General features: G+C 69.3%; 14 protein-coding genes. 12 read left to right on the top strand and 2 right to left on the bottom strand.

Going from position 1 to position 14,495, the window contains the following annotated elements:
- Positions 1 to 11 precede the first annotated feature (11 nt).
- Positions 12 to 710 carry an urea ABC transporter ATP-binding subunit UrtE gene (gene urtE / locus GGD82_RS13100; protein ID WP_150062674.1) on the top strand — a complete coding sequence of 233 codons (699 nt, stop codon included), beginning with the start codon at positions 12 to 14 and terminating at the stop codon, positions 708 to 710.
- Positions 711 to 736: 26 nt separating this feature from the next.
- On the opposite strand, the gene GGD82_RS13095 is transcribed toward urtE, so the two are convergent.
- Entirely contained in the window at positions 737 to 1,852 is a 1,116-nt protein-coding gene (locus GGD82_RS13095; protein WP_150062673.1) for a toxic anion resistance protein, read from the bottom strand.
- A 176-nt stretch (positions 1,853 to 2,028) separates the two neighbouring features.
- Between GGD82_RS13095 and GGD82_RS13090 the strand changes: the two genes are divergently transcribed.
- The 9 genes from GGD82_RS13090 to fmt all read left to right on the top strand — a co-directional run bounded on the left by GGD82_RS13090 (position 2,029) and on the right by fmt (position 12,008).
- The gene (locus GGD82_RS13090; protein WP_150062672.1) at positions 2,029 to 2,793 is read left to right on the top strand and encodes a substrate-binding periplasmic protein; all 765 of its coding nucleotides are present in this window, start codon (positions 2,029 to 2,031) and stop codon (positions 2,791 to 2,793) included.
- A 485-nt stretch (positions 2,794 to 3,278) separates the two neighbouring features.
- Positions 3,279 to 3,983, top strand: a complete 705-nt coding sequence (locus GGD82_RS13085; protein ID WP_246163916.1) for a Crp/Fnr family transcriptional regulator — start codon at positions 3,279 to 3,281, stop codon at positions 3,981 to 3,983.
- A gap of 198 nt (positions 3,984 to 4,181) precedes the next feature.
- Positions 4,182 to 5,582 carry a 3-phosphoshikimate 1-carboxyvinyltransferase gene (aroA, locus tag GGD82_RS13080; RefSeq protein WP_211364778.1) on the top strand — a complete coding sequence of 467 codons (1,401 nt, stop codon included), beginning with the start codon at positions 4,182 to 4,184 and terminating at the stop codon, positions 5,580 to 5,582.
- Positions 5,583 to 5,842: 260 nt separating this feature from the next.
- Positions 5,843 to 7,942 (top strand): molybdopterin oxidoreductase family protein, encoded by a 2,100-nt coding sequence (locus GGD82_RS13075; RefSeq protein ID WP_211364785.1) that lies wholly within the window; start codon positions 5,843 to 5,845, stop codon positions 7,940 to 7,942.
- Positions 7,943 to 8,060: 118 nt separating this feature from the next.
- Positions 8,061 to 8,927, top strand: coding sequence for a division plane positioning ATPase MipZ (locus GGD82_RS13070; protein WP_281292740.1), 867 nt, complete (start codon positions 8,061 to 8,063; stop codon positions 8,925 to 8,927).
- A 112-nt stretch (positions 8,928 to 9,039) separates the two neighbouring features.
- A complete protein-coding gene (locus GGD82_RS13065; RefSeq protein ID WP_150062669.1) occupies positions 9,040 to 9,468 on the top strand; it encodes a SufE family protein in 429 nt (142 codons plus the stop codon).
- Positions 9,469 to 9,671: 203 nt separating this feature from the next.
- Complete coding sequence (locus GGD82_RS13060; RefSeq protein ID WP_150062728.1) at positions 9,672 to 10,331, top strand: response regulator; 660 nt, start codon at positions 9,672 to 9,674, stop codon at positions 10,329 to 10,331.
- Between the two features lie 199 nt (positions 10,332 to 10,530).
- Positions 10,531 to 11,052, top strand: coding sequence for a peptide deformylase (gene def, locus GGD82_RS13055; protein WP_150062668.1), 522 nt, complete (start codon positions 10,531 to 10,533; stop codon positions 11,050 to 11,052).
- 17 nt (positions 11,053 to 11,069) lie between these two features.
- Positions 11,070 to 12,008, top strand: coding sequence for a methionyl-tRNA formyltransferase (gene fmt / locus GGD82_RS13050; protein WP_150062727.1), 939 nt, complete (start codon positions 11,070 to 11,072; stop codon positions 12,006 to 12,008).
- Here the strand turns inward: fmt and GGD82_RS13045 are convergent.
- Complete coding sequence (locus tag GGD82_RS13045; RefSeq protein ID WP_150062667.1) at positions 11,995 to 13,599, bottom strand: calcium-binding protein; 1,605 nt, start codon at positions 13,597 to 13,599, stop codon at positions 11,995 to 11,997. The two genes, fmt and GGD82_RS13045, sit on opposite strands and share 14 nt — an antisense overlap.
- 277 nt (positions 13,600 to 13,876) lie before the next feature.
- Between GGD82_RS13045 and GGD82_RS13040 the strand changes: the two genes are divergently transcribed.
- Positions 13,877 to 14,077, top strand: coding sequence for a YnbE family lipoprotein (locus GGD82_RS13040; protein WP_246163914.1), 201 nt, complete (start codon positions 13,877 to 13,879; stop codon positions 14,075 to 14,077).
- A gap of 38 nt (positions 14,078 to 14,115) precedes the next feature.
- Complete coding sequence (locus tag GGD82_RS13035) at positions 14,116 to 14,478, top strand: DUF1318 domain-containing protein (protein ID WP_170284310.1); 363 nt, start codon at positions 14,116 to 14,118, stop codon at positions 14,476 to 14,478.
- Positions 14,479 to 14,495 lie beyond the last annotated feature (17 nt).

Genomic DNA, 14,495 nt, shown 5'->3' with positions numbered 1-14,495 from the left:
CCCGATCCGCCATGCTGGATGTCCGCAATCTCTCGCTGCACTACGGCGGCTCGCAGATCCTGTATGATGTTGATCTCACGGCCGCGGCGGGCACGGTGACCTGTGTTATGGGCACCAATGGGGTGGGCAAGACCTCGCTGCTGAAGGCCATCAGCGGGAGCCATCCACGCTCCGGCGGCACCCTCATGCTCGACGGGGAGGATGTAGGTCGCGCCAGCGCCCATGACCTCGCGAAGAAGGGGGTCGGGGTCGTCCCCCAGGGGCGCATGATCTTTCCGCTTCTGACGGTCAAGGAGAACCTGGAGACCGGCTTCGCCTGCCTGCCCCGCGCCGAGCGGGTCATCCCGGACGAGATCTTCGACCTGTTTCCGATCCTGAAGGACTTCCTGCACCGCCGGGGCGGCGACCTCTCCGGCGGGCAGCAGCAGCAACTGGCGATCGCCCGCGCGCTGATCCTGAAGCCCAAGCTCCTGCTGCTCGACGAGCCGACCGAGGGCATCCAGCCGAACATCATCCAGCAGATCGGCCGGGTCATCGCCCTGCTGCGCGATCGCGGCACCATGGCCATTGTTCTGGTCGAGCAGTACCTGGACTTCGCCTATGACCTCGCCGACGAGCTGGTGTTCATGGAGCGCGGCCGCATCACCGCCCGCCACGACAAGGCGTCGATCTCCAAGGACGAGGCCGCCCAGGTGTTCTGGATCGCGTAACGGGGTGCGGCCCAATCCGGCGCGTCTTACCGGGTGGCCACCTTGGCGACCCGGTCCGCGAACGCGCGGGTCGCGTCCTCCAGCTTGGCGCGGCTTTCGCGGCGGTAGTCCATCGCCTCGCGGGCCTGCTGGTCCAGGCGCTCGATCGAGCCCGCCACGCTGTCCATCATGGTCAGCAGCACGTCGGTCGAGACCCCGCCCTCGCGCATCTGTTCGTTCAGCAGGTCGGCGTTCTCCTCCAACTGGCCGGCCACCTGCCGCAGAATCTCGTCGGTCATCTCCCGCGTCGCCTTGAGGTTCTCCAGGCGGCGGCCTTGGCGGGCCTGCTGGACGAACAACGCGATCTGCTGGCGGATCGCCGGTATGAACTGGGTCAGGGCGGTGCCCAGTTCCTCCATCACCACCCGTTCCATTTTCAGGGTCTGATAAACGGTCGGGATGGTCGTTCCCATAATCGAGCGCGTTTTGGTCAGGTTGGTCACCACCCGGTCCCAGTGGTCCAGGCGCTCCTGCCACTCCCGCTGCTTCATGGCGTCCATGAGCTGGTCGGTCTCGCTGCCCGACGCATCGGGCGTGCCGGCATTGGCCGGCCCCTGCGCGCGCCAGTCCTCCAGCTTGCGCTGGCCGGCCTCGACGTGCAGAGCCAGCTCGCGGAACGCGCCCGTGACCTCGGTGCCCATGGTGGCCAGGGTCTGGATGGCGATGGCGCTTTCCCGCTGGTCCTTCTCCAACTGCGCCACGACCCGGTCGACGGTCGTCTTGGCGGTCTCGAAGCGTTGGCGGAACTGCTCCAGCTCCTTCTGGAAGCTGAACATCATCTTGCCGAGCAGGCCGTGGTTGTCCTTGCGCAGCCGGTCTGCGCCGAGGCCTTTGTAGAGCAGTTGCAGCTCGACCAGCTTGTCGTGCACCCCGTCCAGCTCCGAGGCGGTGACGTGCGCGAGCACCCGGTCGCTGTAGTCGGCGGCCAGCCGCGACGGCCCAACCGCGAACCGGTCCGGATCCATGCCGTCCATCTCGGCCATGATCTCGTCGATGCGCCGTGCCGTGGCGGCGTCGGCCGGATCGGGCGGGCGCACGCCCTCGGTGCCAAGGGTTTCGATGGCGTCGGTCGCCGGTCCGCCCAGATGAATGACCCCGCTCATGGACTCGCGTTCCCTGCCGTGACGTGGAGGTAAAATAAAAATAGTGGGGTGGAGATGTGGAGGGGGAGACTGTAGCGCGCCATAGGTCGGCGTGTCATCATCGGCCCCGTGACAAAAAGGGCCGCGCCAAGAGCCCCGTTCCAAGGGAGACGCCAGACACAGAGGGGGATGATGTCATGCGGTGGTGTGTTGCCGTCTCATGCCTGACCGTGGCCCTGACCGTCGGATCGGGCGCCGTCCGGGCGTGCGCCTTGACGATCGGCTGGGAGCCTTGGGCGCCCTATCAGATGGAGGGGGAGGACGGACCCAAGGGCCTGGACATCGACCTCGTCACGACCATCATGGACCGCGCCGGCTGCACCGTCACGTTCAAGACCGTGCCCTGGGCGCGCCTGCTCATGAGCATCGAGATCGGCGCGGTGGACGGGGCGATGGCTGCCGCATACACCGATGAGCGCGCGGCCTACGCGCACTACAGCGCCCCGTACCGGCACGAAACGGTCGGCCTGATGGTGCGCGCCGACGATGCCGGGATCCGGGGCGCCGACTCCCTTGAGGCGATGCTGCGGGACGGTAAGGTCATCGGCCTGTGGAACGACTATTACTATGGGGAGACCGTCGAGGCCCTGCGCGCCGATCCGGCGCTCAACACCGGGTTCCACGTGGTCGACCACGGCCGGACCATGCTGGTCATGCTGTCGCGAGGGCGGTTCGACGCCACGTTGGGCGATCCGGTGGCCGACGTGCGCTCGGCCCGGGACCTCGGCATCGGCGATAAAGTGGCGGTGCATGGCCTGACGGTGCTGGAAACGCCCGTGCACCTGCTGCTGAGCAAGGCCTCGGTTGATGCCGACACCATGGCGCGCATCGACGCGGCGATCGAGTCCGCACGCGCGGACGGCACCCTGGAGGATATCGTGGCGGGCTATCTCGGCCGCTGAGCGGGCCATCCCGCGTCCATCCGCACGGCTTGACGCATCGTTCTCTTTGTGTTCTCTTCCGCTTCAGAGAACGAAAGCGGAACGCATGGGGCGTGCCGCCGAGCGGAAGACAGCACCATGTCCCTGACCGCCATGATCCGCGAGGGCCTCGCCCTCTCCGCCCTTTTCGTCATGCTGATTCTGTGGTCGATCCTGGGCCATGCCCTGATCGGATAGGCTGGCCCAGCCCCGCCTGCCCTCCATCCGAGCCCCGTCCGGTCCCCACACCTATGCCCCCGCGATGGTTGGACGCTGATTGCGTCCTGCGCTAGTCTTTCACGTTGAACCATTGCGGACAGGCGGTTGGTCCTCCGATCCGTCTCGCCCTGCCCAACTCTTGGGACCCGACTCATGGGGCCCAATTTATGGGGCCCCAATTTATGGGGCCCCACGTACAGGGCGCGTGTCTTGGGGCGAACGCGATGTCGGACGGACGGGAGTCTCTGGTGCGTGGGAAAGCGATCGAAGCGGCTTGGCGCGGTCAGGCGGAATGTCTTGGGTGTGGGATCCGTGAAACCGCGCTGTTCGCGGATTTGCGGGAGCAGGACTTCGCGCTGATCCACCTGCCCATCGACGAGATCGATTTCGAGGTCGGCACGGCGCTCTACCACGTCGGCGACCCGGGGCAGGCCGTCTATACGATCCGCTCCGGTCTGGTGAAGCTCGTCAGCTATCTCGCCGACGGCGGCCAACGCATCGTCCGCCTGCTGCGCGCCGGGGATACCGCCGGGCTGGAAGCGCTGCTCGGCCTGGAGTACGAGCACACCGCCATCGCCCTGCGCCAGACCGCCACCTGCCGCATTCCGCGCGAGGTGGTCACCCGCCTGTCGGAGAACACGCCGCGCATGCACGCCCAGCTCATGCAGCGCTGGCAACGCTCGGTGCAGCAGGCCGACGCTTGGCTCACCCGGCTGTCCACCGGCAACGCCAAGGCGCGCGTGGCCCGCCTGCTCCTGCTGCTGCGCGAGGGACAGGGCGGCGAGCAGTGCATGCTGTTCGGGCGCGAGGACATGGGTGCGATGCTGGGCGTGACCACCGAAACCGCCAGCCGCATCGTGGCCGAGTTCCGACGCACCGGCATCCTCACCGAAGTGGGGCAGAACCGCTACGACTGCGACGTTGAGGCCCTAACCCGCCTCGCCGACAGTTGAGGCCGGGCGCACCAGGTCCCCCAGGCGCGCCTCTGTGAGCATGCCCCCCCTGAGCATGCCCCCGTAAGCATGCCCCCGGGCCCAGGCCCTGGTGCGCACCATGACGCGCTTGCCACCGCCGCGCGGCGCCGCCACACTCCGGCCCGGATTGAGACAGCGGCGGCCAGACCGCCCGACCGAACGCAGGCGGGAAAAACCATGACGACAGCGGACATTGGCGGGCGCCCCACGGAAGGCGTGGACGCGGCCATGGCGGAAGCAGAGGGCTCCGGCCTGTCCCCCTGGTCGGCGCTGGTCGGGGTGCCGCATGTCGACATCGCGCCGCACCGGCAGCCGATCACGGCGGAGATCGCCCTGCCCGGCTCCAAAAGCTACACCAACCGCGCCCTGCTGTGCGCAGGCATGGCCGAGGGGCGCTCCGTCCTCACGGGCCTGTTGCGCTCGGACGACAGCTTCTGGTGCCTCGACAGCCTGCGCCGCCTGGGCGCCGGCGCCAGCGTGGACGGCACCACGGTCACCATCGACGGCCTCGGTCGGCGTCGGCCACGCCCGGAGGCTCGGCTATACATCGGCTCCGCCGGGACGACCGCGCGCTTCCTGCCCGGCCTGCTGGCCGCCGGCGGGCCGGGCGCGTTCACCGTGGACGCCAGCCGGCAGATGCGCGGCCGCCCGATGGCGCCGCTGCTGCTGGCGCTGCGCCAGCTCGGCGCCGACATCGACTGCCCGGAGACCCCGGACGCGCCGCCCTTCACGGTACGCGGCGTCTCGTTGCTGGGCGGGCCGGTGCGGCTATCGGGGGCCTTGTCCAGCCAGTTCATCAGCGGCGTTCTGATGGCCGGTCCGATGGCCCTGAACGGGGTGCACGTCATCATCGACGATCACGTGGTGCAGCGGGACTACGTGGCCATGACGCTGGACATGATGGAGCAGTTCGGCGCGGTCGTGGAAGCCGACGCCGACCTGTCCGAGATGCGGGTGGAGACCGGCGGCTATCGGCCGGCCGACGTCACACTGGAGGCCGACGCATCGACGGCCACCTATTTCTTCGCGCTGGCGGCCGTGACCGGCGGCACGGTGACGGTCACCAACGTGGGCACCGCCACCCGCCAGCCGGATCTGCGCTTCATCGATGTGCTGGAGCGCATGGGGTGCCGGGTCACGCGGCGGCCGGACGCGGTCACCGTCGCCGGTCCCACCGGGGGCCGGCTGACCGGCGGCATCGACGTGGACATGCGCCCGCTGTCCGACGCGACGCTGACCCTGGCCGTCCTCGCGCCGTTCGCCGACGGCCCCATCGCAATCCATGGCGTGGCCCATATCCGCAAGCATGAAAGCGACCGCATCGCCGTCATTTGCGCCGCCCTGACGGCCCTGGGGATCACGGTGGAGGAGCGGCCGGACGGCCTGACCGTCCATCCGGGACGCCCGACCCACGGCGTGATGGCCACCCACGACGACCACCGCGTCGCCATGGCGCTGGCGGTCCTGGGAGTCGCGGCCGAGGGCGTGCGCCTGCAGGATCCGGGCTGCGTGTCCAAGACCTGCCCGCCGTTCTTCGACCGGCTGGCCGACCTGGGCATCGGGGTCACGGTCGGCTAGAGCCCGCGCTCGCGCGACTCCGCGGGATCCGGTGCGCGACTCGCACGGTTGACCATTGCAGACCCGACCCCCGGCGCTATACACTCGGCCTCGGCTACCCCTTGGGGTGTAAGGGGAGACATGCCACAAGTCTTGGAACGGCTGGCACCGTGCTCCCGGTTGCCCCGCTGCCCCCGTTGCGAAGGCCGAGGTCGATGGCGTCCCTGACCGCTTCCCAAAGGGCGTCCGCGTCCGCCCTGACCACGCCGACCGAGTCGGCCATGACCACCGTGCGGTCGACCTGTCCGCACGACTGCCCCAGTGCGTGCGCGCTGGAGGTGGACCGCCTTGCCCCGGACCGGATCGGCCGGGTGCGCGGCAGCCGGGTCAATCCCTACACCGAGGGTGTGATCTGCGCCAAGGTGGCGCGCTATGCTGAGCGGGTCCACAACCCCGATCGCCTGACCACGCCCCTTTTGCGCGACGGCCCGAAGGGCTCCGGCCGGTTCAAGCCCATTGGGTGGGACGAGGCCCTGGACCGGGTCGCGGACGCCTTCCGCGTCGCCGCGCGGCGCCACGGGCCGCAGGCGGTCTGGCCCTACAACTATGCCGGCACCATGGGCCTGGTCCAGCGCGACGGCATGGAGCGGCTGCGCACCCTGCTGGGCACCTCGCTACAGCAGGGCACCATCTGCATCGCCCTGGCCGACGCCGGCTGGAAGGCGGGCGTGGGTCACAAATGGGGCGTGGATTCGCGTGAGATGGCCGACAGCGACCTGATCGTGCTGTGGGGCCTCAACGCCGTGCACACCCAGGTCAACGTGATGAACTGGGTCGCCAAGGCGCGCAAGGGCCGGGGGGCCAAGCTCGTCGTCGTCGATCCGTACCGCAACGCCACCGCCGCCCAGGCCGACGTGCACCTGATGCTGCGCCCGGGCACGGACGCCGCGCTGGCCTGCGCGGTGATGCATGTGCTGTTCCGCGACGGCCTCGCGGACGAGGCCTGGATGGCCGCGCACACCGACGATCCGGAGGGCCTGCGCCGCCACCTTCAGGACCGCGGGCCGGACTGGGCCGCGGCGATCACCGGCGTGTCCGCCGCCGAGATCGAGGCCTTCGCGCATCTGTACGGCCGCACGCCGCGCGCCTTCCTGCGCGTCGGCTACGGCTTCACGCGCCAGCGCAACGGCGCCGCCGCCATGCACGCCGTCAGTTGCCTGCCCGCCATCACCGGGGCGTGGGCGCATCGCGGCGGCGGGGCGCTGTACAGCATGTCCGGCCTGATGCCCGTCGACACCAACCTCATCACCGCCGAGAGCGAGCGCGACGGCACCCAGCGGTGGCTCGACCAGTCGCGCATCGGCGCCATTCTGACCGGCGACCGCAGCGCGCTGGCCGGCGGACCGCCGGTCACGGCGATGCTGATCCAGAACACCAACCCGATGGTGGTGGCACCGGAGAGCGCCAGGGTGGCCGAGGGCTTCGCCCGCGAGGACCTGTTCGTCTGCGTGCACGAGCAGATCATGACCGACACCGCGCGGATGGCCGACGTCGTGCTGCCCGCGACCACCTTCCTGGAGCACGACGATCTGTACCGGGCCGGCGCCCATCCCTTCCTTCAGGTCGGCCTGAAGGCGATCGACCCGCTGGGCGAGGCACGTTGCAATCATGACGTGCTGCGCGACCTGATGGCGCGGCTCGATGTGGCGGAGCACCCGGCCAACGCCATGGACAGCCGCACCCTGGTCGAGGAGACCCTGAGCCTGTCCGGGTTGCCGTCGGCGGAGGTTCTGGCGGCGAACGGCGGCCACGACTGCACCACCGACTTCGACGTGCATCACTTCACCGGCGGCTTCGGGTTCGGCCAGCCGGACGGACGGTTCCGCTTCCACGCCGCGTGGCGCGGCCCACAGGCCGCCATCATGCCCGACCTGCCCGATCAGCTCGCGGTGACCGAGGCGCCGAACGCCGACCATCCGTTCCGGCTCGTCACCGCGCCAGCGCGCAGTTTCCTCAATTCCTCGTTCAACGAAACGCCGACGGGCCGCAAGGTCGAGCGCCGGCCGACGGTGTTCGTGCACCCGGACGACGCCGTCACCGCCGGGGTGGTCGATGGCGCGCTGGTCCGGCTTGGCAACGCGCGCGGCAGCGTTGCCCTGCACGCGCGCTGCTTTGACGGCCTGCAACGGGGCACGGTGGTCGCCGAGGGGCTGTGGCCCAACACGGCCTTCGTCGAGGGGCGCGGCATCAACACCCTGGTGGGCGCGGACCCGGGGCCGCCGAACGGTGGGGCGGCCTTCCACGACACGGCGGTGTGGCTGCGGCCGGCCGAAGTCAGTGCGCCACCCGTCGCCCCCGCCAGCCCGGCGACCGTGGCATGAGCCGGCAATCCCGCCGCCCCTCGGGCACCGGCGACGGGGGCCGGTGCCGTTTCCGTGGGCCCCTCGTCTGCCCCCCCCTTTTCGGCGGGTCCCTTTTCAGCGGGAGGCGCGAGCGCCCATGACCATGACCCCCGAAATGCACCGCCAGGAGCCGCAGGCCCCGCGCGTCGTCGTGGTCGGCAACGAGAAAGGCGGCTCCGGCAAGTCCACCGTGGCCATGCATCTGCTGATCGGCTTCCTGCGGGCCGGCTTCACGGTCGGCAGCATCGATCTCGACGCCCGCCAGGGCACGCTGACGACCTATGTCACCAACCGGGAGTCGTACGCGCGCCGCTTCGAACTCAGCCTGCCGATGCCGATCCACCAGTCCATTCACCTGACCGGCCAGGAGGCGGGCGACCGCAACCGCCTCGACGACGCCGTGGGCGGCCTGCTGGCGGAGTGCGATCTGGTGCTGATCGACACCCCGGGCGCGGACAATCACCTGTCGCGGGCCGGACACACGCACGCGGACATCCTGGTCACGCCGCTGAACGACAGCTTCATCGACCTGGACGTGCTGGCCAAGGTGGACCCCGAGACCATGCGCATCCTGCGCCCCAGCCACTATAGCGAGATGGTGTGGGACATCAAAAAGCAGCGCGGCCAGCGGGACGGCCGGTCGATCCACTGGGTCGTGCTGCGCAATCGGCTGTCGCAGCTCGACGCCCGCAACAAGCGCGACATGGAGGGCCTGCTGCGCGACCTGTCGCGGCGGATCGGCTTCCAGCTCATCGAGGGCCTGTGCGAACGGGTGATCTACCGCGAAATGTACCTGAAGGGGCTGACCCTGTTGGACCTGCGGGAAAAGGGCACCGACATCACGCTGTCCATGTCGCACATCGCCGCCCGGCAGGAATTGCGCCGCCTGCTCGACGCCCTCGGGGTGCCCCAGGCCGCCCCGGACTCCGCCGAGGCGGCCCTGCCCTCCGCCGCCACCGGCTGACGAAACGCCACGCGGTCCCGGCGCGGGCTTTTCGTCCGCCGCGATCCGGACTACATCCCCTCTGAGACACTCGTTCCTCGCATGCCCCCGAAAGAGGTGGACCCGCCCTCCCATGACCGACACCATGACCCTGGATACCCTGTCCGAGACCTTCGAACTGCTCGACGACTGGGAAGACCGTTATCGCTACATCATCGACCTCGGCCGCACCCTGGAGCCCATGCCCGAGGCCGACCTGGTGGACGCCAACAAGGTGCGCGGCTGCATGAGTCAGGTGTGGATGACCGCCGAACCCCGCGCGGCCGAGGGCACCACGACGATCCATTTCCGAGCCGACTCGGACGCCCATATCGTCAAGGGTCTCATCGCCATCCTGATGATTCTGTTCAACGATCGCCCGCCGGAGGCGATCCTGGCCACGGACGCCGAGGCCGAGTTGCAGCGCCTCGGCCTGGATCAACATATCAGCCCCAACCGCCGCAACGGGGTCACGGCCATGATCCAGCGCATCCAGGCGGAAGCGACCCGCCTCACGAGCTGACGCGACCCTCCGACCACCGGACCGCGCCTCCTTCGAACGGGGGGGGCGTCCCCCCGCGCAGGGTTGACGCTGCACTGCGAACGGTGGATATATATGGTATCGTTTGTGAATGTTTAATATCGAACGCAGTCCGTTTGCTGGAGCCTCCGGGCGGAACGTTCGGGTTGAAAGGCTGGCGACGCATGCTCCCTGAGGACCCGTCGATGAACAAGGCCCGGTCGGTCTGTGTTCTGCTGGCCGATGACCATGCCTTGCTCCGGGATGGCATCCGGCCGTTCCTGACCGATCTGGCGGAAGACGTTGAGATTCTTGAAGCCGTCGACTTCGACGGCGCGCTTCAGATGGCATCCGATCGGGTGCCGGATCTCCTGCTGCTTGACCTCAAGATGCCCGGCATGGCCGGCGTGGAAACCGTCAGCGCCTTCCGCAAGGCCTGCCCCGACGTGCCCGTGGTCATCATCACCGGGCAGGTTGTGCGCGAGGACGTCCTGCGCGCCATGGAACTGGGCGCCTCGGGCTATCTGCCCAAGGCGATGAGCGGTGCGTCGTTCGTCCACGCCCTGCGCCTGATCCTCAGTGGCCAGCCCTATTTCTCCGCCCACCTGCTGGGACCGGGCGGCGGCGAAGGCGAGGCCGCGGCGAGTTCGCAACAGGCGGGCGGACGCTTCGCCGACCTGACCAACCGCGAGGTTCAGGTGCTGTCGCTGCTGGTGCGCGGCGAATCCAACAAGGAGATCGGCCTGCACCTCGGCCTGACCGAAATCACGGTCAAGTCGCACATGCGCAGCATCTTCAAGAAGATCGGCGCCGCCAACCGCACCCAGGCCGTGGCGATGGCCATTCAGCAGGGCGTCTCCGGCTAACCGTCTGCGGACCGATGGCGGTCCGAAGGGTGTGGCCGACGTGCGCGGCCGACTGGGTTGACCGCGCGCGCAACTCATCTTATCTCGCCAGGGCGATGTCTTTTGCGCGCCGTCGCGCGTGAGGGACCGCCGACTCTCAGGGCGGACGCCGCACGGTGACCGCTCGGTGCCCGATCCGCCGCGTTCCGAGGACTGCGTCATGGCCGTGTTGCCCATCATCGTTGCCCCCGACCCCCGCCTGAAGCGGAAGGCCGACCCCGTCGAGGCCGTCGATGCCGACATCGCGCGCCTGATGGACGACATGCTCGAGACGATGTACGCCGCGCCCGGCATCGGGCTCGCGGCGCCGCAGATCGGGGTGTTGAAGCGAGTGATCGTGGTGGATGTCGCGCGCGAGGGGAACCCGCCGGCGCCGATGCGTCTCGCCAATCCCGAGGTCGTCTGGGAGTCCGAGGACACCAACGTCCATGAAGAGGGCTGCCTGTCCCTGCCGGAGATGTACGACAACGTCGTGCGCCCCGCCCGGGTGCGGGTGCGCTACCTGGACCGGGACAATGTGACGCAGGAGATCGAGGCCGACGGCCTGCTGGCGACCTGCATCCAGCACGAGATCGACCACCTGAACGGCACGCTGTTCGTCGATCACCTCAGCACGGTCAAACGCAACATGATGCTGCGCAAGCTGCAGAAGCGGAAGAAGAGCGGGACCCTGGCGGCGTGAGTCTCTCCGTCATCTTCATGGGCACGCCGGACTTCGCGGTTCCGGCGCTGGAGGCCGTGGCGGACGCCCACCGCGTGGTGTGCGTCTACACCCAGCCGCCTCGTCCCGCCGGGCGCGGCAAGAAGCCCCGCCCCTCGCCGGTCCAGCAGGCCGCCGAGGCCCGGGGGCTGCCGGTCCGCCATCCCGCCACGCTGAAGGATCCCGCCGACCGTCAGGCGTTCGCCGACCTGGGCGCGGACATCGCCGTGGTGGCGGCCTATGGGCTGATCCTGCCCCGCCCGGTGCTGGACGCGCCGCGCCTGGGCTGCGTCAACATTCACGCCTCGCTTCTGCCGCGCTGGCGGGGCGCCGCGCCCATTCAGCGGGCGATCATGGCGGGAGACGCGGAAACCGGCGTCACCATCATGCGGATGGAGGCGGGCCTGGACACCGGCCCCATGCTGCTGACGGGCACCGTACCGATCGGCCCCACGACCACCGCCGCCACCCTGCATGACGCGCTCGCCGCCCAGGGCGCGCCGCTGATCCTGGAGGCCCTGGAGGGGCTCGCGGCCGGAACCCTGACGGCGACGCCCCAGCCCGAGGACGGGATCACCTACGCCGCCAAGATCGACAAGGCGGAGGCGCGGCTGGACTGGACGCAGCCGGCCGCCGAGGTGGACCGCCGCATCCGGGCGCTGAGCCCGTTTCCGGGCGCGTTCTTCGACCGGGGGGCGGAGCGCATCAAGGTCCTGCTCGCCACCCCGGTCCCCGGGCGGGCGGGTGCCGTGCCCGGCTCCACGCTGGACGACCGCCTGACGGTCGCCTGCGGGGAGGGCACAGCGGTCCGCTTGGAGTGCCTCCAGCGCGCCGGCAAGGGACCGGTGGACGCGGACGCCTTCCTGCGCGGCCGCCCCATCCCGGCGGCAACCGTTCTGGGGGGCGGCGCGGCCGAGGGGACGGTTACACCAGCGTGAAGTCGTCGGCGGCGGGCGCGCTGCCCAGGGTCGCGATCAACGACAGGCCACTCGGGTCGCCGCCATTGGTGTCGTAGTATAGCTCGTCCGTATCCTTCTGATAGATCAGAACGTATGTCGCGTTCGCGTCGGCGTCAGCTGCATCGTCCACCGAAGTAAACTTGCCCGCAATCGTGCCGCCCAGGGCGGTGAAGACGGACGACGCGAGTTGGATCGTGTCCGTACCGCTGATGAAATCGTTCACGACATCCGCGTTGTCGCTGCCGTGCGCGCTAAACGCGAAGATGTCCGCGCCCGAATCCCCCTGCAGCGTATCGGCCCCGAGCCCGCCATCCAGGATATCGTTCCCCAGGCCGCCGGACAGGCTGTCAGCCCCCGCGCCGCCGTCCAACGTGTCGTCGCCCGCGTCGCCGAGCAGAACATCGGCGTCGGCCCCGCCGAACAGGCTGTCGCCATCCGGACCGCCGTCCAGCGTATCGGCGCCCGCGCCGCCGATCAGCACATCCAAACCGGTGTTGCCCGCCAGGGAATCCGCGCCGGCCCCGCCGTCCAGGGTGTCGTTGTCCAGACCACCCAGAAGGACGTCATCGCCCTCACCGCCCGCCAGCCGGTCGGCCCCGCCACCGCCTTCGAGCCGGTCATTGCCCGAATCCCCGTCCAGGGTATCGGCGCCACTGCCGCCGATCAGGGTATCGTCGCCCAGACCGCCGCCGATCTCATCGGCGCCGTCGCCGCCGTTCAGGCTGTCCGCGCCGTCGCCCCCGCTGAGGATGTCGTCGCCCGGACCGCCCACGACCGTATCGTCGCCGGGCCCCGCATCCAGGGTATCGTTCCCGCTGCCGCCCTCCAGGCTGTCGTTGCCCTCGCCGCCGATCACGATGTCGTCGCCGCCGGCCCCGATCAGCAGATCGGCGCCGATGGTACCGGTCAGGCTGTCCGCGCCGTCGGTGCCGGTCTGGGACGCATCGAAATCGGCGGGGTCGCCGGTGACGGTGTCGGCGCCGTCCCCCGTCGGCGGCTCGATCCCCTCCGGCCGCGCGAAGCGCATATAATGCTCGTAGGGGGAATAGCCGCTGGTGATGGACTCCGGGTGTTCCGTGGCGTAGGCGAGGGAGTTGAACGCGGCGCTGGGGTTGCGCAGTTCATACTGTCCATACAGCACGAAGTGCAGGAACGGATTGATGGCCGCCGGGCTAACGTCGCGATAGGTGGTGGCGTAGTAGAGCGGGTCGAAGAAGCTGCAGGGCGTGCGCCGCTCCTCCAGGCCGTATTGCATGAAGTGCTGCAACGGATTGATCCCGGTCCCGGCCAGGTCGAGGCTGTTCAGCACGTAAGTCCGGGTCTGGAACAAGGGGCCGATATCGCGCAACTCCGACGCGCCGGTGGTCCAATAGTGCGTCAGGGGATTCATCTCGGCCTCCGCCACGTCGGCGTTGACCGTCAGATAGTAGGCACTGTCGAACCAACGGTTCGGATTCCGGCCCTCCTGATACCCGAGGGTCATATAGTGCTGGTAGGGGTCGACCCCGGCGGCGGCCACATCGGTGTAGGTGCGCAGATAATAGTCGGCGTCAAACAGCTCGCGGCTCATGGCCACCCCCTTTGCTCGCGCGGACGCCCGGCCCGCGCGAGGGGTCGGGGTCCACGGCGTCCGGTCTCCAGTGCGCAGGGTACGGCGCCCGTCCTTAATTGGTGGTTACCCGGCGCGTGTTGCGCCCCGGCCCCGGACGCGCCACAATCGGCGCCGACAGTGGATATGGTGAGTCTGATTTGTCGGCATGGCACGAAAGGCCGGAATGGGAATGCAGCGCATCGATCCCGCCCCTATGGGCCCCGCACCGACGGGCCTCTCCCGACGGGCCCCACCCGTGGCCCGTCGGTTGGCGCTCGGACTGACCCCGGGGCTTATCCTGGGGCTGATCCTGGGCGCCTGCCAGCCCACCGTGAAGGTCGAGGCCCCGGATAAACCGATCGTGATCAACCTCAACGTCAAGATCGAGCAGGACGTCCGGGTGCGTCTGGAAAAAGACGTCGAGGACGTTCTGGACGAGCGTCCGGATATCTTCTGATGAATCGGCTTGTAAGACGACAGTGGGAGGACGACCCCATGACGCGGACCACACCGACCGCCACCCCGGCCTCGATCCACGGGCGCCGCCGCCTGGCGCGGTTCGGCGCGGGGACCGCGCTGGCGCTGCTGGCCGGCGCGGTGGTGGTGCTCGGCGGCCCCGGACCGGCGCGCGCGCAGAACCTGGACCAGATGCGGGCCAACGGGCTGGTGTGCGAGCGGCCCGACGGGCTGCTGCACGCGCGCTCCAGCGACGGCACCGTGCAACAGAAGGTTCAGGCGATCAACAACCAGAGACTCGCCACATACGAGACCGTGGCCCGCGACAGCGGCACCACCGTGGAACAGGTGCGGGTCGTCTCGGGCGAAAAGCTTCAGGCGCGCTACGGCGGCTGTCCTTAACCAAGGGGCCGTCACCG

Source organism: Roseospira marina (assembly GCF_014197855.1).
Taxonomy (GTDB): domain Bacteria; phylum Pseudomonadota; class Alphaproteobacteria; order Rhodospirillales; family Rhodospirillaceae; genus Rhodospira; species Rhodospira marina.
Note: the sequence above shows the minus strand (reverse complement) of the source record. Positions and strands in the feature narration are given on the sequence as shown.

Coding starts and splice junctions, on each gene's coding strand:
- GGD82_RS13035 (WP_170284310.1), top strand. CDS start 14,116: ATGACGCGGACCACACCGACCGCCACCCCGGCCTCGATCCACGGGCGC.
- GGD82_RS13045 (WP_150062667.1), bottom strand. CDS start 13,599: ATGAGCCGCGAGCTGTTTGACGCCGACTATTATCTGCGCACCTACACC.
- urtE (WP_150062674.1), top strand. CDS start 12: ATGCTGGATGTCCGCAATCTCTCGCTGCACTACGGCGGCTCGCAGATC.
- GGD82_RS13095 (WP_150062673.1), bottom strand. CDS start 1,852: ATGAGCGGGGTCATTCATCTGGGCGGACCGGCGACCGACGCCATCGAA.
- def (WP_150062668.1), top strand. CDS start 10,531: ATGGCCGTGTTGCCCATCATCGTTGCCCCCGACCCCCGCCTGAAGCGG.
- GGD82_RS13060 (WP_150062728.1), top strand. CDS start 9,672: ATGAACAAGGCCCGGTCGGTCTGTGTTCTGCTGGCCGATGACCATGCC.
- GGD82_RS13070 (WP_281292740.1), top strand. CDS start 8,061: ATGACCATGACCCCCGAAATGCACCGCCAGGAGCCGCAGGCCCCGCGC.
- GGD82_RS13075 (WP_211364785.1), top strand. CDS start 5,843: ATGACCACCGTGCGGTCGACCTGTCCGCACGACTGCCCCAGTGCGTGC.
- GGD82_RS13090 (WP_150062672.1), top strand. CDS start 2,029: ATGCGGTGGTGTGTTGCCGTCTCATGCCTGACCGTGGCCCTGACCGTC.
- fmt (WP_150062727.1), top strand. CDS start 11,070: ATGGGCACGCCGGACTTCGCGGTTCCGGCGCTGGAGGCCGTGGCGGAC.
- GGD82_RS13065 (WP_150062669.1), top strand. CDS start 9,040: ATGACCGACACCATGACCCTGGATACCCTGTCCGAGACCTTCGAACTG.
- aroA (WP_211364778.1), top strand. CDS start 4,182: ATGACGACAGCGGACATTGGCGGGCGCCCCACGGAAGGCGTGGACGCG.